The organism is Paenibacillus sp. ov031, assembly GCF_900143165.1.
Classification (GTDB): domain Bacteria; phylum Bacillota; class Bacilli; order Paenibacillales; family Paenibacillaceae; genus Paenibacillus; species Paenibacillus marchantiae.
In genome coordinates this window covers 499,968-520,274 of sequence record NZ_FRDO01000001.1, presented here as the reverse complement: position 1 = coordinate 520,274, position 20,307 = coordinate 499,968, and the positions used below count along the sequence as shown (strand labels likewise).

The 20,307-nt window shown below is 37.0% G+C and carries 29 protein-coding genes and 1 pseudogene; 1 reads left to right on the top strand and 29 read right to left on the bottom strand.

Annotation, left to right across the window (positions count from 1 at the left end; translation table 11 throughout):
- Positions 1 to 58 precede the first annotated feature (58 nt).
- The 6 genes from BUA17_RS02420 to BUA17_RS02395 form a co-directional block, all read right to left on the bottom strand.
- Positions 59 to 1,000, bottom strand: a complete 942-nt coding sequence (locus tag BUA17_RS02420; RefSeq protein WP_072732480.1) for a GNAT family N-acetyltransferase — start codon at positions 998 to 1,000, stop codon at positions 59 to 61.
- Between the two features lie 80 nt (positions 1,001 to 1,080).
- Complete coding sequence (locus BUA17_RS02415; protein WP_072732479.1) at positions 1,081 to 2,139, bottom strand: alpha/beta hydrolase; 1,059 nt, start codon at positions 2,137 to 2,139, stop codon at positions 1,081 to 1,083.
- Between the two features lie 190 nt (positions 2,140 to 2,329).
- The gene (cysK, locus tag BUA17_RS02410; protein WP_072732478.1) at positions 2,330 to 3,265 is read right to left on the bottom strand and encodes a cysteine synthase A; all 936 of its coding nucleotides are present in this window, start codon (positions 3,263 to 3,265) and stop codon (positions 2,330 to 2,332) included.
- Positions 3,266 to 3,434: 169 nt separating this feature from the next.
- On the bottom strand, positions 3,435 to 3,911 hold the full coding sequence (locus BUA17_RS02405) for a GNAT family N-acetyltransferase (RefSeq protein ID WP_064638954.1): 477 nt from the start codon (positions 3,909 to 3,911) through the stop codon (positions 3,435 to 3,437).
- A gap of 53 nt (positions 3,912 to 3,964) precedes the next feature.
- Complete coding sequence (locus tag BUA17_RS02400) at positions 3,965 to 4,528, bottom strand: GNAT family N-acetyltransferase (RefSeq protein WP_072732477.1); 564 nt, start codon at positions 4,526 to 4,528, stop codon at positions 3,965 to 3,967.
- Positions 4,529 to 4,747: 219 nt separating this feature from the next.
- Complete coding sequence (locus BUA17_RS02395; RefSeq protein ID WP_072732476.1) at positions 4,748 to 5,284, bottom strand: GNAT family N-acetyltransferase; 537 nt, start codon at positions 5,282 to 5,284, stop codon at positions 4,748 to 4,750.
- Positions 5,285 to 5,600: 316 nt separating this feature from the next.
- Between BUA17_RS02395 and BUA17_RS02390 the strand changes: the two genes are divergently transcribed.
- Positions 5,601 to 5,948, top strand: a complete 348-nt coding sequence (locus tag BUA17_RS02390; protein WP_063563286.1) for a hypothetical protein — start codon at positions 5,601 to 5,603, stop codon at positions 5,946 to 5,948.
- Positions 5,949 to 5,967: 19 nt separating this feature from the next.
- Here the strand turns inward: BUA17_RS02390 and BUA17_RS02385 are convergent, their stop codons facing one another.
- From BUA17_RS02385 to BUA17_RS02275, 23 genes and pseudogenes are all read right to left on the bottom strand, one after another.
- Positions 5,968 to 6,429 carry a GNAT family N-acetyltransferase gene (locus BUA17_RS02385; protein WP_072733447.1) on the bottom strand — a complete coding sequence of 154 codons (462 nt, stop codon included), beginning with the start codon at positions 6,427 to 6,429 and terminating at the stop codon, positions 5,968 to 5,970.
- Between the two features lie 32 nt (positions 6,430 to 6,461).
- Positions 6,462 to 7,259 (bottom strand): aminoglycoside phosphotransferase family protein, encoded by a 798-nt coding sequence (locus BUA17_RS02380; protein ID WP_072732475.1) that lies wholly within the window; start codon positions 7,257 to 7,259, stop codon positions 6,462 to 6,464.
- Positions 7,260 to 7,271: 12 nt separating this feature from the next.
- Complete coding sequence (locus tag BUA17_RS02375; RefSeq protein ID WP_063563283.1) at positions 7,272 to 7,550, bottom strand: hypothetical protein; 279 nt, start codon at positions 7,548 to 7,550, stop codon at positions 7,272 to 7,274.
- A 27-nt stretch (positions 7,551 to 7,577) separates the two neighbouring features.
- Entirely contained in the window at positions 7,578 to 8,384 is an 807-nt protein-coding gene (locus BUA17_RS02370) for an N-acetyltransferase (protein WP_072732474.1), read from the bottom strand.
- 46 nt (positions 8,385 to 8,430) lie between these two features.
- Positions 8,431 to 9,315, bottom strand: coding sequence for a hypothetical protein (locus tag BUA17_RS02365; RefSeq protein ID WP_072732473.1), 885 nt, complete (start codon positions 9,313 to 9,315; stop codon positions 8,431 to 8,433).
- Positions 9,316 to 9,344: 29 nt separating this feature from the next.
- Complete coding sequence (locus tag BUA17_RS02360) at positions 9,345 to 9,899, bottom strand: GNAT family N-acetyltransferase (protein WP_072732472.1); 555 nt, start codon at positions 9,897 to 9,899, stop codon at positions 9,345 to 9,347.
- A 60-nt stretch (positions 9,900 to 9,959) separates the two neighbouring features.
- The gene (locus BUA17_RS02355) at positions 9,960 to 10,262 is read right to left on the bottom strand and encodes a GNAT family N-acetyltransferase (protein WP_244552053.1); all 303 of its coding nucleotides are present in this window, start codon (positions 10,260 to 10,262) and stop codon (positions 9,960 to 9,962) included.
- Positions 10,263 to 10,526: 264 nt separating this feature from the next.
- Positions 10,527 to 10,928, bottom strand: coding sequence for an NUDIX hydrolase (locus BUA17_RS02350; protein ID WP_062324469.1), 402 nt, complete (start codon positions 10,926 to 10,928; stop codon positions 10,527 to 10,529).
- 123 nt (positions 10,929 to 11,051) lie between these two features.
- Positions 11,052 to 11,939 carry a class I SAM-dependent methyltransferase gene (locus BUA17_RS02345; RefSeq protein ID WP_072732471.1) on the bottom strand — a complete coding sequence of 296 codons (888 nt, stop codon included), beginning with the start codon at positions 11,937 to 11,939 and terminating at the stop codon, positions 11,052 to 11,054.
- A gap of 13 nt (positions 11,940 to 11,952) precedes the next feature.
- Entirely contained in the window at positions 11,953 to 12,384 is a 432-nt protein-coding gene (locus BUA17_RS02340; RefSeq protein WP_063563277.1) for a GNAT family N-acetyltransferase, read from the bottom strand.
- A 33-nt stretch (positions 12,385 to 12,417) separates the two neighbouring features.
- Complete coding sequence (locus BUA17_RS02335) at positions 12,418 to 12,840, bottom strand: DUF1801 domain-containing protein (protein WP_072732470.1); 423 nt, start codon at positions 12,838 to 12,840, stop codon at positions 12,418 to 12,420.
- Positions 12,841 to 12,855: 15 nt separating this feature from the next.
- A complete protein-coding gene (locus BUA17_RS02330; RefSeq protein WP_063563275.1) occupies positions 12,856 to 13,080 on the bottom strand; it encodes a hypothetical protein in 225 nt (74 codons plus the stop codon).
- 5 nt (positions 13,081 to 13,085) lie between these two features.
- Positions 13,086 to 13,508, bottom strand: a complete 423-nt coding sequence (locus BUA17_RS02325) for a GNAT family N-acetyltransferase (RefSeq protein WP_063563274.1) — start codon at positions 13,506 to 13,508, stop codon at positions 13,086 to 13,088.
- 143 nt (positions 13,509 to 13,651) lie between these two features.
- Complete coding sequence (locus BUA17_RS02320; RefSeq protein WP_072732469.1) at positions 13,652 to 14,125, bottom strand: GNAT family N-acetyltransferase; 474 nt, start codon at positions 14,123 to 14,125, stop codon at positions 13,652 to 13,654.
- A gap of 289 nt (positions 14,126 to 14,414) precedes the next feature.
- Entirely contained in the window at positions 14,415 to 14,681 is a 267-nt protein-coding gene (locus tag BUA17_RS31930; RefSeq protein ID WP_348537064.1) for a GNAT family N-acetyltransferase, read from the bottom strand.
- 73 nt (positions 14,682 to 14,754) lie between these two features.
- Complete coding sequence (locus tag BUA17_RS02310) at positions 14,755 to 15,264, bottom strand: DinB family protein (protein ID WP_072732468.1); 510 nt, start codon at positions 15,262 to 15,264, stop codon at positions 14,755 to 14,757.
- Positions 15,265 to 15,534: 270 nt separating this feature from the next.
- A complete protein-coding gene (locus tag BUA17_RS02305; RefSeq protein ID WP_063563270.1) occupies positions 15,535 to 16,263 on the bottom strand; it encodes an alpha/beta hydrolase family protein in 729 nt (242 codons plus the stop codon).
- A 198-nt stretch (positions 16,264 to 16,461) separates the two neighbouring features.
- Positions 16,462 to 16,873 (bottom strand): annotated as a pseudogene (locus tag BUA17_RS02300) (NUDIX hydrolase).
- Positions 16,874 to 16,941: 68 nt separating this feature from the next.
- Positions 16,942 to 17,781, bottom strand: coding sequence for an aminoglycoside phosphotransferase family protein (locus BUA17_RS02295; protein ID WP_063563269.1), 840 nt, complete (start codon positions 17,779 to 17,781; stop codon positions 16,942 to 16,944).
- A gap of 104 nt (positions 17,782 to 17,885) precedes the next feature.
- Positions 17,886 to 18,410: a P-loop nucleotide/nucleoside kinase family protein gene (locus BUA17_RS02290; RefSeq protein WP_063563268.1), complete on the bottom strand. Its 525-nt coding sequence runs from the start codon at positions 18,408 to 18,410 to the stop codon at positions 17,886 to 17,888.
- Positions 18,411 to 18,929: a GNAT family N-acetyltransferase gene (locus BUA17_RS02285; protein WP_063563267.1), complete on the bottom strand. Its 519-nt coding sequence runs from the start codon at positions 18,927 to 18,929 to the stop codon at positions 18,411 to 18,413.
- 25 nt (positions 18,930 to 18,954) lie between these two features.
- Complete coding sequence (locus BUA17_RS02280; protein WP_063563266.1) at positions 18,955 to 19,503, bottom strand: GNAT family N-acetyltransferase; 549 nt, start codon at positions 19,501 to 19,503, stop codon at positions 18,955 to 18,957.
- Between the two features lie 241 nt (positions 19,504 to 19,744).
- Positions 19,745 to 20,269 (bottom strand): GNAT family N-acetyltransferase, encoded by a 525-nt coding sequence (locus BUA17_RS02275; protein WP_063563265.1) that lies wholly within the window; start codon positions 20,267 to 20,269, stop codon positions 19,745 to 19,747.
- Positions 20,270 to 20,307: the final 38 nt, after the last annotated feature.

The window sequence follows — 20,307 nt, the reverse complement described above, 5'->3', positions numbered from 1 at the left end:
GATGCTGCCCCATTCCAAAAGATCCACTCGGGTTAATAGTTGATTAATTTAACTGTGACTACTCATGTACTGGAACATACATCGTTTGTATCTCTTGAACGCCAGGAACAAATCCAAGATTAAAATAAACTGATTCGGCATCATTGCCTTCCATGACATATAACCTTAGAACTGAATACTTGTCTTTAAGAGAAGTCAGTGCTCTTTGCAGCATGCGTGTAGCTAGTCCTTTTCCTCTGTAAGCAGAGTTGACTCCGATGCTATATACTGCTGCTTGATTATCCTGCAAACATAGGCGACAGTTGGCTATGAGCTGTCCAGTAACCTTATCATATACAAGCGTAGAAGCTTGAGTTAGGTTCTCATTGGTAAAATAGATTTCTTCGTTCGGGATAAAGTCTTCAAGGGATGTTTTCTTTCTGCGTAAGGCTTCAAAACCTCCTACAAAGCTGTCAAAGTCACACTGAGCGATTTCATCTTCATTAATGTATTGCTTAGCACCTGTTTCATTCTCGATAATTTCGGGGCTCTTAACGATAAAATCATGATCCCAATGCACATTGAAATGATCTGTCGGGCGCTGCATCCAGCGACATCTGAACTCATCTGGCCAGAATCCAGCCCTCGTAAATAAATGTACTTGATCGGGGAGAATTTCATATATCTTGATACGTTGAGTTGCATCAGACCATTTTATGAGTATTGTTTTAAGAAGTTTCAGTACCTCAAATGAATCATTGAATGGGGGCATAAAGAATAGATGATATAACGTATTGGGTGCCATCCTTACCCCACCGATTTTTGACTCTCCTTTATAAATCCAAAAAGAGTTATTCCGCGAAACATTGAAGTAGCCTTCCTCTCTAAAAAATCCAGTATAGGCCATATTATAATAGACTGAACAATACAGTCCCCATTCTTCGGGCTCAGCCTTTTGAATGGAATACTCATTTGATAAATCATAAGAATTAAGTTCCTCAGACCAATTATTTAATTCCATGCGTCATTCCTCCTCATCAATGCTAACTACCTATAAAATATTTAAGGCGTGTGTTATCTAAACATTTCTAGTCCCCCTCATTAAATAACATGTCCTTTACTATTTACTTGATCGATTCCATCATTAATCTTATTTTTCAGCAGCTCATGAAATTTACTTTCTTCCTTCTTTAAATGTTTCTCAAGGAAAGCAGAGATATACTTATTAATAGTGGAATGCTTGTGTTCTATCCCATCTTCGTTGTAATGTATCGGGATATCGCTAAAAGTCATATGATGAGCACCGTTTAATTTAATAAATGAACTATTCTGATCACTCGAGTTAAACAAAGACTCATACCCACTCAGTAACAAAGGTAATAGGTCTGGAGAGATTTCATTTTCCAGTTCTTCAAACGAGCATTTCTCTTGCCGAGCTACCAATAACGGCACAGATACTCCCTCTTCCTTATTCGTGGTCATTAAATGGAAACTAGGATCTAATAGAATGCTAGCCTTAATTCTCTTTTCTCTTTTAAGCAATTCATAAGCAGCAGCCCCACCTAATGAATGACCAATGATCCCCATTCCATTCACATCGACTATGGCCCTAAGATCCTTATCTGAATCCAAGACCTTATCTACGTTTTTCATAACCAAACTCATATCTTCTACTCTAAGCTTCAATAATTGTTTCCAAGAATGAATATCTAAGCTGTCTATTTCAGATATCACATTGGATTGCTGGACAAAACGTCTGTCAGGAAAAATGGAAAATATAGATTCATGAGTGGCTCCTATAGTAATGACAACAAATCCGCACCCCACTAAATGTTCTACACAAAAGGAATACATATCTCTAACTACACCAAAAGCCGGGGCTACAAAAATAATGGGACAGTTTTTAGCCGTAATATCAACACTCTCATCATTATGTATTTTTGTATCCAGATTACAAATATAATCCTTATCCACTCCCATACTAGAGAGCATACCAACAGCGGAAGAGATATTAGGTTCAAATAACGAAATATACTTCGACTCATGCTCCACTGGATTGGAAGGATAGTATATACTAATGAGCACTTCTCTGGTTTCCTTACTTATCGGATCAATACGTGATTCTTCCTTTAAAACAAAAACCTTTCTTCCAACAGTCATCGCGTTCACCCTTATACTATTTTTTCGTCACTACAACGCATGTAGATTGAATTGAATATACGCTGCCTCCAAAACTTATCGATTTCCGAGGTTGCGTATTACGTTTGTGAATCCATGCCCTCACCAGTTTATTCTTCAAAGAAACGGCAACGATGCTTTTAAGCGGTGAGGGCAGCTTAACATTTCCGTCTTATGCTTCTGGATAAAGGTCTGTTGATAAATATCGTTCCCCTGTATCCGGGAATAGTACAACTATACTTTTATTTTTATTCTCTGGCCTTTTTGCCATTTGCACTGCTGCATATGCAGCAGCACCAGACGAAATACCGACTAATAATCCTTCGGATTTAGCTAAAAAACGAGCTGTTTCAAATGCATCTTCATTTCTCACCTGTACGATCTCATCAACTACAGATCTATTAAAATTGTCGGGAACAAACCCGGCACCAATTCCTTGAATGGTATGCACTCCTTTAGCTCCTCCAGAAAGTACCGGGGAATCCGAAGGCTCTACAGCTATAATTTCCACATTTTCTTTTCTTTGTTTAAGTGCTTCGCCAACTCCAGATATGGTTCCGCCTGTACCAACACCACCAATAAAAATATCCACTTTACCTTCAGTATCTCTCCAAATCTCTTCTGCGGTTGTTACCTTATGTACTTGTGGATTTGCTGGATTTTTAAACTGTTGAGGTATAAATGAGTTAGGGATTGTAGCCGCAATTTCTTCAGCCTTTTTGATGGCTCCAGACATTCCTTCTGTGGCAGGTGTAAGAACTAGTTCTGCTCCCAAAGCGATCAACAACTTCCTACGTTCTACACTGAAACTCTCAGGAAGCGTTATGATTAATCTGTATCCTAATGCTGCAGCTGCAAAAGCAAGCCCTACACCTGTATTTCCGCTCGTCGGTTCTATTATCACTGAATTTTGGTTAATTAGCCCCTTCTGTTCAGCGTCTTTTATCATTCCATATCCGATTCTATCTTTTACACTACCTGTTGGATTAAAGTATTCCAATTTAGCAATAATTTTCGCCTCAACTTGATTCTTTCTCGCAAAATTAGAAAGCTCCAATAGCGGTGTATTTCCAATCAGATCTGTGAGATTCTTTGCGATATTAGTCATGATCATACCTCCAAAATACATTTCCAACTAAAATAGTTGGTTTTATGTCACGTTATCATGTATGGTAAAATAATACAACTATTGAACTTCTATTTTACGACATAGGAAAGCAAAAGCTATTAGATTGAGCGTGAATCTTTGTTATAAAGTCTCCCTCTAAAAATAGAATTCAAAGTTCCAATACTGTTATGAGCTCGTCATGGCACACTTCACCATTTTCATGGAATCCAAAGCTCTCATATACCTTTTTGGCAGCCAAGTTATCAGGACTATATGGAATCCAACAATAACGTGCAGGTCCAGCTGGGAAAGTTCGAATAAACTCCAATATTTTCTTTAATGCTTCCCGGCCATAGCCCATGCTTTGGTGCTGCTTGTCAATCATCAGTCGCAAAATACAATAGCTATTGTCAGCAATCACAGGAAGATCATAACCCGTGATTCCGTAAGTTATCATTACAAAACCTACAGGCTGCTCATCTGCGTAAATGGCAAGTGGAAACGGTGAGCCGCCATTAGTTGCAAGAATATAACACGATGCAACACTTGAAAGGTTTGATGCAACATATTGTCGCTGCTCTTCTGAAACTTCCAGGTTAAATATAGAACGTCGGTTATCCAGTGTTATTTTTCTGAGCGTTATCATGCAGACTCTCTCCTCACCAAACATCATAGATTTAAGCGGTTTCAAGATAATACCTAGATACTCTGTTTGATCTTCTTTCTCATATACAAAGCTATTTCTTCGTTTTGGCTATGATTATTTGAATATAGTGATACATCAATTCCTTCAATTTGATAACCACATTGCATGTAAAAATGAATGGCTGGAACGTTCGTATTCTGGGTTTCTAACGTGATCGCTCTGAAGCCTTGTTCCTGGGCAATCTCATTCACTTTATTGATCAACAATCTTCCATATCCTTTTCTTATGTATTTTTCATTAACCTGAAGATGCCATATCATCAGCGTATTATTCCAAGTTTGTGGTTCACAAATTGCGAGCGCTATGATTTTCCCATCTATATATATTCCATAAGAAAATCCCAGTTGTATGATTTCTTCATATCGTTCCAAATCATCTGTACTGTTCAATTCTTCTTTTTCGTAGATGTCATCTAGATTTATTAACGTTAAAAGCATACTAAAGGAACCTTGTGTCTCCTGTTTGGTAAGCTCATATTTTTGAGTTGATTTATATCCAAAGCTTCCAAGTTGAAGCCAATCATCATTGGATAGATTCTGTATTTTTTTGATCTCCATTACTTCACCCCAGAAATAATATACTTTGCGACTTGTTTATAAGGTTATTGAATTCTTGCTTATATCTCTTCTTTCGACCTTAATTTCCATATTCCTGCATCCTTACTTATTGTTTCCTATCCACAAAATTATGGACTGTCAAAGAAAATAATAATAATCCCGACAGGACAAACCTGGCGGGATTTCGTTTGAATAGATATCGAAAGAAGTTTTTTGTTATTACGTAGCAACCACATGCTTCATCTCTTCACTTGCCATAAAGTCAGAACAATTCACGTAATACAAATCATAAATTTGTTCCGTATTGTTTATCAACTTATACACTTCGTGGTATATATCAGTGGCTAATTTGACATAAGGCAATTTCCCAACCGCTTTCTTGGATCGAATGTTTTGTTTTCGAATTTTAAGAAATACTGTTTCAATTTCACGTTGAAGAAACAACTCAGCGAAAAAGGCTTCCTTTGCTCGTTGATTGTAACCTTTTCCGAAATAAGGGGCTCCAATCCATGTCGCAAGAAAACCTGTCTTATGTTCCATGTGATATAAATCAATGGTTCCGATGGGATGTCCCAGCTCATTAAGGATCGTTCTGGAAATACATGTGTTTTGCTCTTCTTCATCAATCACCTGTTTGGTTGCAAATAAATATTCCTCATAAGATCGGCACTTATGACGAACGTATGGAAAAACAGCGGTGTCCACCATCAAATCATACAGTGAGTGGCATTCGTGCAAGTCTCGTTTTTTTAACATTTAAACGACCACCTAGTCCTTTTAGTTCGCTGAGTCAAACAAACTAAGTATATAAAAGGACGTGTGGATTTTAATGAATTCTACATTGCTTTTATGTAAAATTCATCATTGAAATGTTTTCCAGATCACTTGACTGAACATAACGAATATCGCCTGTTTACAGTCTGATTTTCAGAATCATTGACCCGTCGAAACATCCTCACTATCATCGGTTTAGCTGGAACCCACATCTTCGCTAACAGCATTTCATGCCCATGGATAAATTTTTTGGTTCGAGGAAACATTAATCATACTACTTATCCTTGGGAGTGATGTTATGCTGTACCTTATCAGCTTTGTGCTCATGTTTGCTGGCTTAGCCTGTATCAACATTATTTTTTCATATCAAAGCAAGCATATTGACACTCAGTTCTGGTCCACATTTAAATTCCATCTTTGGATGCTGCCTTTATTTCTAGCCGCTAATCTGAGCGTAGGATACGGCGTCAAGTTTGGAATGAAAGCTGTCAGTCAACTGGGCTATGTCCTGGTCATTGCCAAATGCATAGAAGTGCTCATCTCCATATGGATGGGATACTGGTTCATGAAGGAAGTTCCTTCTTGGAAAACGTGGATTGGGCTTGTGGTCATCATCATCGGTGTTGTACTGGTTAAGCAGAAGTAGGAGTAAGTTAAAATGCTTTTTAAAAAACGAATCGATATACAATTTCATTATCATATACGTCTCCGGTCTCTGAAAAACCCATTTTATCATAAAGCTTTCTGGCAACTTCATTCTCTGCACATACCGTTAAATTCAAACACTTGCTATGGACATAGTTCTCTTTTATATAGCTAATTACTGCATCTATCGCTGCTCTTCCATATCCTTTACCTTGATAGCTTACATCGATCATAAAACCATTTAACCAATAGGACCAAGCTGTTGTTTCATCGACTGTGATCATGACAAAACCAACTAAGCTATCCTCCGTGTTATATATGCAAAATGGCAGATACTTGTACTCATCCCCATCTGGACGAATGTGCACCTTCGCTAGGGACACGGCTACTGATGGAACATAATGATTTTGATTGGCTTGAACTTGTAAGTTTAATGCATCTTTCCAGTTCTCTCTTGTAGTAGGTATTAATCTGATCACAATAATATCACTCGTTCCGTTTCGTTTTTTTTTAATTAACTCCAATCACCGAAATGCTTCTCAAGGAACCTTACTTCCTTCTCATAATGAGCCAAATGACCCTCTTCAATCATTTTGATAAAAGCTGTTTCTCCAGACGCCGCCCGATCAGATAGTGTGGTACACATGAAATGAATTCGAGAAATCACCCATTCCTTCAGATCTGTCGGCACATCCATACCATAAGCGTTAAAAAATAACGCTATACGTCTTTTCCGCTCAGATGCATGATCCTGTTTATTGTATGGAACGACTTCTCTTTCATCTTTACCCGGTGAAAAAGCTGCTAATGGGACAGAGGTATACAAGCTGTAAACGATATCCCATAGACGCGGACCAGGCCCTGCCATGTCAAAATCAATGATTCCTACAGGAAGCCTATCTTTAAACACAACGTTATACAATGCAAAATCGTTATGGCAGACTACTTCTTCCTTTGAAGAAATCAATGGGCAATTATTTAAAGAAACCGTAATTGTAACAAAATCCACTGTAGCATCATGATAGCTTTTTAAAAGTTTCGCTACTTTGTCTAAGGTCTCATCAGACCACATATAACTTTCAATCTCAGGATAGTCATTTCCCGAAACCACACCATCCAGGTAAGAAAGGATTTCTCTGTCCTGCTCATCTACTCCCAAATATCTAGGGGAATGCGCATAGCCCACCTTTTCAAGGTGCTTAAGCAATTCATATACATACGGATTCGGTATAGCGTCACGACGAACTGTGCTACCTACTTTTACAACCTTATTCACATTGCCTCCGTTTAGGGCTTCTTCGTACTCAGGCAAAATGAACCCCTCCTAAGATCTGTTTTGTGTGTACCTATTTGTTTTATCCTTTCTGGGATTCCCAGGGAATCCAGCAATCAATAACACAAATCCGACGAAAAATAAGAAATATACGAGAAAACCCGTGAAACCATTATCACTTGCTGGGATTATCTCGCGTGTTTTCCCACCTGAAGCGTAACCCGCTTCCACTATGGCTGTAGATATTCTCACGGAAATTCTATCTAAGGTTGAAATAAAAATACTGCTAATCATGAGAACCGCACCCAGGATTTTATTTGTATTGTTCATGAGCTGCCTCCTAATTCAAATTGATTCTTATCTTTCAGTCCATGCTGTTCGGATATATCCCAATTTCATGCCAACATGCTCCATATTTCGATGGCTTTGAGATAAAAATGAACATTGCCCTACCACCAGATTACATTCCTTATTCAAGGCTTCCGTTATTCTTCTATTCAAAAGCTGCTGATGTACACCCTGATTTCTAAACTCAGGTAATGTTGCTGCAAAGGTTAAGGATGCCTTTTGATTTTTAATAAACAGAACACTTACCGCTGCAGGGATGTCATTGACATATGCGATGTAAAATTTCCAACCTGGACGGTGATAAAGAACCTTATTATTCTGGGCGACGTAAGGGATACCGTCATCCGACAAACCGGCCCCCCTGCAATGAATGGTCGCGTATAGCTCGAATTGATCCTCTTCAAGTTCTTGAATTTGGATATGACCTGAGTGATTCTTTTTTTCTTCTGGTTTGATGATCAGAGATGAATGAAATCCCGATGTATACATGCCTAAGTCGGTTAAACGTTTCAAGAAGTTCTGATCCACCACAGATGGAATAACTTCGAACTGAACCTTTCGATCACGCTGTCTATAAAAATCAATGATTGCATCCATGTGTTCCAGATCATTATTTGTTAAGCCCTTCACCGTATTAAACGTGGGCCATGGCATGGTCTTACTGTAGAAACAGACGGCATTTCCAAACTGCTGAATATCAATTCTTTCTGGATTTTTGTACCGACTCTGTATAGCAAGCATGCGATCTGTCATATAATCGATTTCAGAGAGTTCAATTTCTTTAATTAAATCTATGGATGGAATCAGTCGATTCATGTCTTTACCTCCAAATAAAAGTACGGGAACTCCATTTTAATTCCCATCAAAACACTTCATTACATGGCCTATACTTTACAATGGTTAGATGCTCCCACTCCCTATACAGCTGCTCTTTAGAGAGTATCTTCCACGGGTTGAATATCGTTTGCCCATCTTTATTGAAATATAGTTCTTCTCCCAGATGATATGCTGCATGTTGAATGATCCCATTCTCATCTGTCCATAGGACAACGTCCCCATGATGTAGTTCGTCAGTTAATAACTCCTCGTAATCATACTGTTTTAATTTCTCTAGAAATGTTTTTTGATGTACCCATTCATAGATAAACCATTCCTTTTTCCCTTTGGAGATTGCAAACAAAACAGCTGCGAGGCAATTTGCACCTTGGGAACTAGCAAACGAATTGGCATATGGTTTTAGAAAAGAAGATAGCGACTCAGGTGGCTTCTCACATTCCCCTTTATCCCACCATTCGTAAACCAATGTCGTAAGTATCTGCTCTTTACATGATTTGTTCAGCTTCTCCCACATAAAGCGCTGAAGGATAACATGTCCATCCATCACATAGCTTGCAGGTATTTCCCCCAAATCATGTACAAATGCAACAGGGAAAACAAGCCCTCTTACACTTTGCACTTGTGCATTTAATAAAAATCGTTTCTTATCTTCAGGAATGGTTTCTATCCATTCTTTATCCGCAATGATTACATAATCAACGTTCTTAATATTCCAGTACTCATAACCATTCACATAATTCACTTGCCTATAAGTGCTGTGGTTATAGAACTCCTCTTTTGGCATTAATAGTACATCGGTAAAGTCAAATTCATAATCAAGATGTTCTTTTGATAGGAAAAACAAATCTTTTTCCGGTACATAACAATCCATCCATGAAAGTAAAACTTTTTTACCCGGTTTAATTATCATTATGTATTCCTCCGCGTTGGGTTTGAATTTTATATTTCCACTTTATTTCTCACTACTCCGTAGTAAATCAGATCCTCATACCGGTCTTCTTTCTTGACATGATCCACCAGTACTCCTTCTTTTATCATGCCAATCTTTTGTATAACTTGTCCGGATGCCGGGTTAGAAGCAAAGTGTCGCGCATATACCTTATGATATTTTTTCACATCAAAAGCGAAGTCTAACATGGCTTTAGCTGCTTCCGTTGCATAACCTTTTCCCCAAAACGGCTGACCTACCCAATAAGATAACTCCCCGTTATCGTAACGTTGTTGATTAGATAATGCTATTGCCCCGTATAAATCACCTGTTTCCCTATCACAAATAGCAAATTCATATAATTTATCCGCATTAAAATTTTCTTTATGTTGCTCTATCCAAGACACTGCACAATCTAATGTATATGGGTAGGGTAATGTGAGTGTGCTCTTATAAATGTTGTAGTCATTACATAGTCTGGTAACGGTTTCAGCATCTGATTTCGTAAATAATCTTAACAGCAGCCTTTCTGTGGTCATCGTTGTAGTGAGATCGTTGTACACCATACTATCCCCGCCTTTTACATGAAAATGGATCATTGCACCTTCAAAATGACCGATTTCTGTTTATTTCAATTTCATTTTATATATCACTTCACCATTCTGATTTTCCAATTCCTGATTAATAAATCCTATCTTCTCATATAAGGCTCTTGCACGTGCATTACTTTTTTCTACGGTTAGTGAGATGATTTGACATTGTGGATGCTTTTCCTGAATACTTTCCAGTATCATATAAAGTGATTGACTTCCTAATCCTTTTCCTTGATAGTCCTTATCTATTTGAAATCCTCCAATCCAATAATTATCCGTACTTGCTGGTGTGTACGATAAATAGAAAGAACCGAAAGCTTTATCGCCTTCACGCAAAAGATATGGATCAAAAGCTGCATCTCACCTCTTCACGTAGGCATATGCTAAAGATTCGATGACCGTCGGTACAAGATTTACTTGCGTTTCAAGTAAAGATATTGCGATCGCCTCTTCCCAATTCGTTTTATCGATTGGTTCTATAGTAATTGGGTTCATTCAAATATCCCTTTCGTTTGCCGAATTATATTTCGTTGGAGTAGATTATTGACTTACTTGAATCCATATTGTTTAGCTATGATTCAAGATACCTTCATCCATATGTTATTCAGAGAACTCAACTAAAATGGGATGAGTGCTCTCATCCAATGCTTTGTGAATTCTCTCCTTGAAATTCCCCCAGGTTATCATTTCATTGGCTTGTTCTAATGTAAAGAAACCAACCTCATCACTTTCAATACTTGTAGTTAGAGTTCCTCCAATTGGTTTTCCAGTGAATATATTGTTACATACTCCCCGCGTAGTATTCTGATATAGGCCACAAAACTTAATAAGTTCAATATCAATGCCAGTCTCTTCCTTCACCTCTCGAATAGCAGCTTGTGTGATGGTCTCGCCTTCTTCCACACAGCCTTGAGGCATTTCCCAGCCTCTCCGTCCCTTCATAAGTAAGATTTCATCGTTCTCATTAAGGACAATCACACTTGCAGACACAATAAATTTCATTTAAAGCCCCCCTTTTTATGTTCTAGATTCAATGCTTCCGAGTAAAGTAATAAGCTCCTTTAATCTAAAGGTCCTCTGCAATTCGATTAGCAATAATAAAGTGCAATCCGTGAACCACAGTTCTTAACTCCCATCTCTACGGACCGTTCCAAATGAAATCTTCATGCTGGCTGCATAAGTCAACCAAGATTCATTAACAAATACTTTGGAAAATGTTAATTCCGCTTCATACTGCGCCTTTGCTTCATTTTGGGTTAAGCCCCGAGTTGATAATCGTTTGGTTACCTCTACTGAATCGCCAGGATCCTGTCCTATACCATCTTCTTTAATTGAGTGATAGAGAATGTTTTTTTGGGTAGAGTCCCTGTTTTGATCTAGAAAGTTGACCTTATCACTCATTCTACATTCCACATTCGTTAATCCCAATTGACTCATTAATATAGGTAATCGCATTCCAATATTTCCATCTTTACCTGTACGTATATGATCTTGTTCAAATAATCTCTGTAAAACGCCTAGTTTAATGATTTCACTTTGTTCAACGCCCTCCACATGATAGTTCGCCATACTCCCAATCCAATGAGGTTCAAAACAGATGATTCTTCCACCCTCCAGTACACTTTCAATCATCTTTTGGAGTATTTTCACAGAGTCATCCATATGTAATAAAAAAGCATGACTCAATGCAATGTCATACTTCCTCTTCAATACAACGTCTTCTATATCCCAAGTAATAAACTCTGTTTCATAGGGAAGTTGGGAGAAGATCGTCTTAGCTTCATTGATTAATGTTTCACCCTTATCTACTCCAGTGTAGGTTGACCCTTTTGGTAACAAAGGCAGCAGTTTAAGACCCAAATAACCAAACCCACACCCATAATCGATAACGCTTACAGGTTTATCTATCTTCCAAACAAAATGCACTAAAAATTGCAGGTAGTCGTCATTGTAATAAAGCCATCTCGTATTTCTTAGGTATTCAATTTTATTATCCCAATAATATTCAGACATTGGATTATGCTCCTTATAGTTTCTTTTGTAGCAATACTTCTTCCGTTCTCGCATAGTTTGATTTTTCGTATGTCTTTATAGCCATTTCATTTCTTGGGCCTGTCAGGATCTTTACACTGGTAACACCTCGTGCTTTGAGCTCCTCCTCTATAATAGCAATTAACAACGTAGCCAATCCTCTTCTCCGGGCAACTTCGGCAATATACATTTCTGTGATCTCTCCCTGGAGTCCACGATAACAAAAGGATTTAAAATATTGAGCACAAGCGAACCCAACTGCCTGGCCGTCAATTACAGCTAGAGCAATCAACTCATTAGATAAAGCAAGGCTCTCTTTTACTTCCTCCATGTTTGTACCAACGCCATTAAAAGCATCATTGAGCTTAAGAAGGTCCTCTGCATCATTTTCGTTCGCCCATCGTATGTGAATGTTCTCTTCTTTCATCACGTGACCTCCAATAATAACAGTGTACAGAAATTAATGATCCTGATAGGTTTCTTTCAAAAACCTAATGGATTGGTTGATCAATGCTTGTAATACATCTAGATTGATATCTGCAACTTTATTGACGTATACACATGCTTTTCCTGTCGTATGTTTTCCAAAGTCTTTTAATAGATTCTCTCGCTCGGCATCACCTGTCGCAAAATACAAACTGATTTTTGCTTTTCGAGGAGAAAAGCCCACCATTGGTGCATCACCTTCATGACCAGATTCATATTTATAATGATAGGCGCCGAATCCAATAATACTCGGTCCCCACATCTTTGCTTTATACCCTGTTGTTTCAGAGAAAATATCTAATAGCTGATACGCGTCTTCACGTTTTTTGGGACTATCAACACTTTCAATAAATTCAATGACGCTGTTGTCTGTTTCTTTTGTTTTAAGTTTGTACATTGATAAAATCTCCCTTCATGTCTTCCGTAGCTTTAACGCAGGGAACAGACTTAATATCAGACCAACAATCAGAAACAATATCCATTGTTCGTAACTAATGATTAGAATCAGTTCCCAAAAACTTGCCGGCCCGGAGTTTGGTTCATCATTGTATGGATGGTCAAAAATAGCTGGTAGGACCCCAAGGGCTATAAAAACGATTCCAATGATCAAAGAAAGAAAATAAATAGCTTTCTTCATAGTCATCACATCCTCAAATAATCAGGAAGTCTTATCATGAAGCGTTCACTATTTCTATTAAATTGATATTGTTCATATAATTCATGTGCATCTAATGTTCCGAGTAACCCCATTAAATCTTTAAAGCGATCCGATTGTGTAATCACTTCAATTAGTTTCTTACCAAGTCCTTGGCCCCTAAATTCCTCATGAATAAATACATCACAAAGCCAATACATTGTCGCATCGTCTGTGACAACCCTTGCAAAACCAACTTGAACTTCTTCTTTATAAATTCCAAAACATATTGAAGAATGGATGGACTTTTCAATTTTTTCATCGGATCTCTTATTGGCCCAATAGCTTCTAGATAAGAAACCCTTTACCGCATGAATGTCCATAAGTTCTTTGTTATCACTGATAAGATATTCTCCATATATAAAATCCATCAATCCCAGCTCCTCTCAAAATCCTTGATGATTCAAGTAATACTTAATTCCGGCACAATCAACATCAGAAAAATCTAATGGATTCTCAATAAATAAATCTCAACTGCTCATCAGTTTCAATGTTTTGACCTTTTTTTGATAACCTAAGTCAAGCGTTTTTCATAAATCACAATTGTCATCTTGTCGTTAATTTTTTTCGTATCCCCCTTCTGTCTATATCCTAATTTCTCATAAAGGTAACAATTCCTCTGCTCTTCTGAGATTGTAGCCAACTCCCATATTCTCGCATCGCTATACCTATCTTCAATTATTGAAAATACTTTTTGTGCAATCCCTCTCCCTTGATAGTCGGGTAAAATAAATATAGGGCTTACTCGATAGATTTTATTCTCTTTTTTTACTATTCTAATGGCCCCCACAGGAATATTTGCTTCTCTTATTAGGTAATAATCTGTATAGCTTTGATTTATTCGATCTTCTATTTGTTCTACCGTTTGATTTGCTGGGCTTGTTTCATAGTCTTTATATTTATTTAATAGGGGCATGAATGCTTTTATTTGCATTTCGTGAATGATTGAAGCTTCTTTAAGACCTGCTTTGGATAATGAGATTTCCATTTCATATCATCCTCCGTTATTAAAGCTAATTTAGTGTTTTGCTTCTATGTTAGTTCCCAACAATACACGTATAATATGCGGTTTCGTTCTTCTTGAATGCATTCTAAATCTTTAACTTCATTTGTATAGTTATTATTTTTTGTTCATCTAAATTCGTTATTCGCATATCGATGGGTTCAAATCCTTGCTTGTGATAAAATGCTAGTCCTCTTGAATTCGTGCTATGACATGATAATAATAAGTGTTTAACTTTATAAATCGATTTTGCCTTCATTATCATCGTTTCCAACTAATAATTAGCAGCACCTTTTCCTCTAAAATCCTTCGATACAATAACGTTGCCTAACCAACATACATCATCTTTATAGTCATATAAATTGGCATAAGCTACAGCTTGACCTGACTCCTCATTAACAATAACTGTTGGTTCGTATCGATTCTTAAGAAGCTTTAATATCTGATCTGGTGTTAAAGGATATTTAAACCGAGGACTAATATAAAACAATTCTTCCTTTGACTGAGGAAAAGAACTTATACTTTTTAAGTCTTCATTCATTAGAGATCTATAAGAATAGATAGGTGCCATCTCCTTTTTTGGGTTAGACGTTTTCTATTGCGTTCTGTTGATATCAATCGTATTGCCAAACTAGCTCTCCTTTCCTTGTTTTGGCTGCATATATGATTTGACCCGTGTGATAATGAATTTCTCTTACCATTGCTATCATTAGATTCAAAACCGTTGTTTCATTATTTACTTGACTGAATGTAAGAGGGGGACGATTAATGAAAGGTTGAGATAACAACAAATTTGGGTTGGAACTGAGGTGTTCAAGATATTGAATGATAATATCGAATGATTCCTTGGTCATGTTATAGGCTTCTTCTATCGTCATTTTTAGTCCATGTTCAAACTCCTTATTCCTGTCTCTTGAATCAGCAATATCATAAAATATCGTTTCAATTCTCGAGTGGACACACCCCCTAATATGGGCAACCAGATTTGCGATACTATTACTTTCCTGATTTGACGACCAGGTGATATCTTCTTCTGATAATTGTGAGATGGCCTGAAGTGTCCATTTTCTTTCAGACTTAAATTTCACTAACATACTCTGAATTACTTCTACTTCAATTTCCATGAGCACACTCCAGTCTGTAGTTTAATTTTGATGATCTAATCTACCAAACAACCGAAAAGGTGTTTTTTTTATTGCATCTTTGCTCTGATTTCCTATAACGTTGTTGTCCTCACGAACCCGAGAAACTTATTTGAGTTCAACAAACGCAGATCGATTGCAACCTCTGCCAATTAGTTCTTCTAATACTCCTCGAACTCCTGCCAGACCTGGATGTGCAAATGCCCTGATATGGGACTATTTGTTATAAGTAGCTACTACTATCTTCAGGATTTAATTATGTGTCCGCTCATCTAACCATCTCTTAGATTCTTCTAACATGCCTAAAGTAATTTGATGATTTACTTTGGAGTACTCAAAAAATTGCACTGAATTATTTAGTTTATTGTTCTGTTCAATGACTTTCATAAAATACTTCTGACTATCAATTGGAATAGTTGTATCTTCTGTTCCATGTAAAATAAGCATCTCTTTATTCTTCATATTCCTTAATTTAGCCGGATCTAGCTTTAAGATTGTATCCTTATCTATTGAAGTCCAAGGTGTTCTTCTATCTCTTTCACAAATAAGTTCTTCAAATCTTTCCCAAGCGCATGAACCATTCATTATTATTGCAGATTTGATACTTATGTTATTTGCATAAACACCTGCAGCTGCAAAACCGCCAGTAGAATTACCGACCACTCCCACTATCTTGTCATGTAAGGTTAATTCAGAAATAAGATCTCCAGCCTCTTCAACCGTCTGAATAACGACCTTCCAAAAATGTTTTTGTATTTCTTTAGGATCAAAATAGTTAAGCTCCCCTCTGGTACCGTGATATGGAATTTCAGGTATGATAACCGTGTATCCCCAACCAGAAATCAATGAACCAAAGAAAATGTAATCCTTAATGTTTGAAACCCATCCATGATATAAAATGAGTATCCCTTTAGATTGACAGTTGGGCTTAATCCATATACAAGGGATCCCCGCAATTAGTTGTTCATAATAATTATCCATTAGCTCTCCATTATTCTTTATGTAATTATATATTGAAGAATTCTGTATAAGGAATCCGAGAAGTTAGGTGAGAGCACACGGTCGTGACTTATGATCGCAGAGTATAAAGCGACTGAACCAAGTACCTCACATTTTTTCTCCGGGCGATCCCATAAACTAAAATTCTAGCCGCCCCCAGCATGAATTAATTAAATCCCTTTAGAAATCAATATAAAATGGTTGTAAATCTGGCCTTAAACAATATTCAATTCGTTGTTTAAAGTTCTTCCAAGTCAACTTATTTAATGCTTCTTCTATTGGAAAATATCCTGCCTGTTTCTAGGCTTTCACTAGTTACTATGGGTTCTCCCCCAATCGGTCTTGCTAAAAATAATGTATTCACGATTGAACCCTTCACATTCTGGAATATTCCACAAAATCGAATAATCTCTATATCAATCCCTGATTCTTCTTTTGTCTCCCTGACTGCGGCATCCTGTAAGGATTCTCCTTCTTCCACTTGCCCTCCAGGCATTTCCCATCCTCTTCTAGGTCCCCGGACTAGTAAAATTTCATTGTTCTCATTCATTACAATCGCTGCCGCTGAAACGATATGCTTAGGTGGATTCATAGATATATCTAGTCCTCTCAGGGGGGATTAGTTTTAAAATGTTATGTAAGGGGTGCCTCATCCACAAATCATCCTACAAAATTGGTTTCCAATGTCCATTCCAATCTTCGTAGCCATTCATTTTTCACTTCTTCATTTGTGTACTTTATCCGATCTAAAACATTAATTACTCTTGAAACTGAGTATACCTTCACTAATTCATTGGTAATCTTAAGATCTGAAAATTTACTATACGCATTAATAAAAATCTCAGACAACTCCCGAGAGAAGTTTGGATAATGTAAATGTACAAACCATATTACCCATGCGACATCTTGCAGTGGATTCCCCCAGCCTGCCCACTCCCAATCAATAATAGATATTAATTTATTAGATAAAATTGCATTATGCGGTCCATAATCTCCATGGATTAAGGTTTTCTCCCCTATAACTGATACATTAAGTATCTGTTTTACTTTTCCCTTTTGATTATTCGGTACATAGTTAAGATCATCAATATCAATATTTATCAGTTCTATGATTGGCAGGTCAGGGTCACCATCTCTCCATTTTAATGAGTGAATATCTTTTGCAAGATGATTTCCAAGCAACTCGTAGATTTCCTTAGCTCTATGAATGTCTCCATCATCAAGAAATCTCTGGCTGTTAATTCCGTGCACATAGTCCATAATAATGTACTGTGAACCGTTGTCTTCAAAATAGTCATGAATCTTTGGCGACACACCTGAATTATTCAATAGGGTTAAACAGTTAATTTCTGTTATCGCATCACGATTAAGACCATTGAAAATCTTTGCTACGACCAGAGGATCTGATCCCTCAAGTAAAATACTGCTGTTGGTGTAACCTCCGGTAAGCTCAGTCAGTGTACTATATTTAAATTTATGTAATAAGATGTCATGCACCACCAAATTCAGCCTTCTTTCTTTATTCTTAGAATCATGACTTTCGGAAAATGTTTTAAAGCGTTTGCATTTTTTCTCATTAGATCTTCGATTTCACGACACATCACTTATTCTTCATCAATATAATTTAAAACATTATTTAAATACATCTCTATAGGTTGTGACGAATCAACAAGCAAACATTGAATATCATTAGGTCTCTTACTTTCATTAATATTTTTTCTAAACTCTTCTTCAGATGTGCCCGAAATCTGACTTATCATCCGTTCTCGATGTTGTAATCTTTTACTTATTTCCTGATAGTCATTCAGGTAACATTCAACGTACTTATAATTAGCATTATACTTCTTACTTAATGACGAACCTCTTTCAATCATCTCAGAATAAAAGCATGGACTATCGAATATTACGTCATAGCCTTGGGAGAGATAAAACTCTATCAGGGCCCAATCAATATTATATGAAGTCATACCTAAAACTTTTAATTCTAAATTACTATCCCCAATGGATTTTAATATGGAAGACTTTGAGATATCATGATCAATAATTATGGCACCTGTTATTTTAGCTATCCGTCTTGAAAGAGTTGACTTACCAGAACCAGGAAATCCCGACATTTGAAGAAAAAACATCTATGAAACCACCTTTCCCTTGGAGATTTCCAATTCATATTTAACTTGCGTTTTACTGTGCCCTTCTATGGTTTCAATCATTTCTTCTATTTCTTTAAATCCACTTTTCTCATAAAATGCCCTTCCTCTATGATTCTCTTTTCCTACCCAGGCAAACAGTTTATTTATTGGGTTTAAAACTTGAATGAATCTCTTAATGAACTCTTTACCTATTCCCATTTTGTGATATTCAGGTCGTATATAGATTCTTAGCAATTCGTATTCTTCTTCATTCACTTGTCTTGTTTGAGCATATCCAACGACTTCGCCATTATATTCAGCTATTAAAAAACTCCGTTTGGCACTTTGAAGCTCTCTCTCGACTGTTCGACTTAAATTCTCAATTGAATATGCTCTACTTAGAAAGTTTTGAATGTAAGCTTCAGAGTATATGCCTTTATAAGTATAATTCCATGTTTCATGAGCTATGGATTGAATGTGTGGGATATCCTCATTTGAAACAAATCTAATTGTAATCATCTGGTTATCCTTCTTTCGATATTAATTAATGAACTTTAAAATCTTGCTTAAGAAATGCATAAATGGCATTATCAACAAATCGATTCTTCCAATAATAATTCCCCTTCAATATGCCTTCTTCTTTGAAGCCGATTTTCTCAAGAACCTTTCTTGATCCCACATTCTCTGGTTCTACAAATGCTTCAATTCGGTTTAAGCCAAGCTTATTGAAGCCATATTCAATTACCTTTTCAACCACCTCAGTCATATAACCTTGATGCCAATATTCTGGTGTTAGTTCATATCCAATGACAGCTTTATAATGATTTTTCATCCATCCATGAAAGCCACATGTTCCAATTACTTTGTTTTCCGACTTCAAAGTGATTCCCCAACGAATAGCTTGACCTGATTCAAATCTTTCATTCCAACTTTGAATTAATTCTTCTGCTTGTTTAATGGTTGTAAAACTCTCCACATCATAAAACTTCGTAACTTCATCCAATGAAAAAGATTGAAATATATCTCTGGAATCATTCTGTGTTAGTTCTCTTAATACAAGCCTTTTTGTTTCTAACTTGGGAAACTGCGACATTTAGTTCTCCTTAATGGTTTAAGTAGTTCACTCAGCATCTCTAGGATTCAAATAAATATAATCCATAGAAACTAGGCATCCATCATGTCCTTTAATCAGCAAATTATATGCACTAAGTACTAACCATATTATTACATATATGAAGTAAATCAAGCAAAAAAAAGCAGATGGTCTCTCATCTGCCCTGAAATATGGAGAAAGCCATGCAGCTGATTTAAAATCCCCCTCCATGCTCTTGATCTTAATTTTCCTCGACTGCCAATCTCCAGTCATTACATCGTATGGTAGTCCCAATAGGGTATTCAAAATCACACTCGCCAATATACGAAAAGCCCAGCTTGTGACAAATGGCATTTGAAGCGGGATTCTTGGTTTTAGGAAAAGCGTGAATGAATTTATGTTTCTTCTTTTCAGAACGGATAGAAGCTATGGCCTTCGCTGTTGCTTCTGTCGCTATTCCTCTACCTTGATATTCCGATAAAACACTCCAGCCTATCTCGTAAATAGATTCTTCTTTCCAGGTCTGATCCCAATACCCTACACTACCCACGACTTCAAGATGCGGAAGCAAGAGGATCTTAAACATTTTCCCTGTTCCATTTTGTGCGATTTCATAATAGCGCTTATGACGAGCTAGGATTTTCTCCTCAGTCTCTGGTCCTCCGAAGTGTACTGTCATCTCAGGCGAATTTAATTGGCGAAGCAAATCTAAATCTCCTTCGTCCCATAGTTCAATTCTTACCTCTGGCGCATTTCTTTGTTCCATCTCACTCACCTCACTGTTTTTATTTGTAACCAAATTTA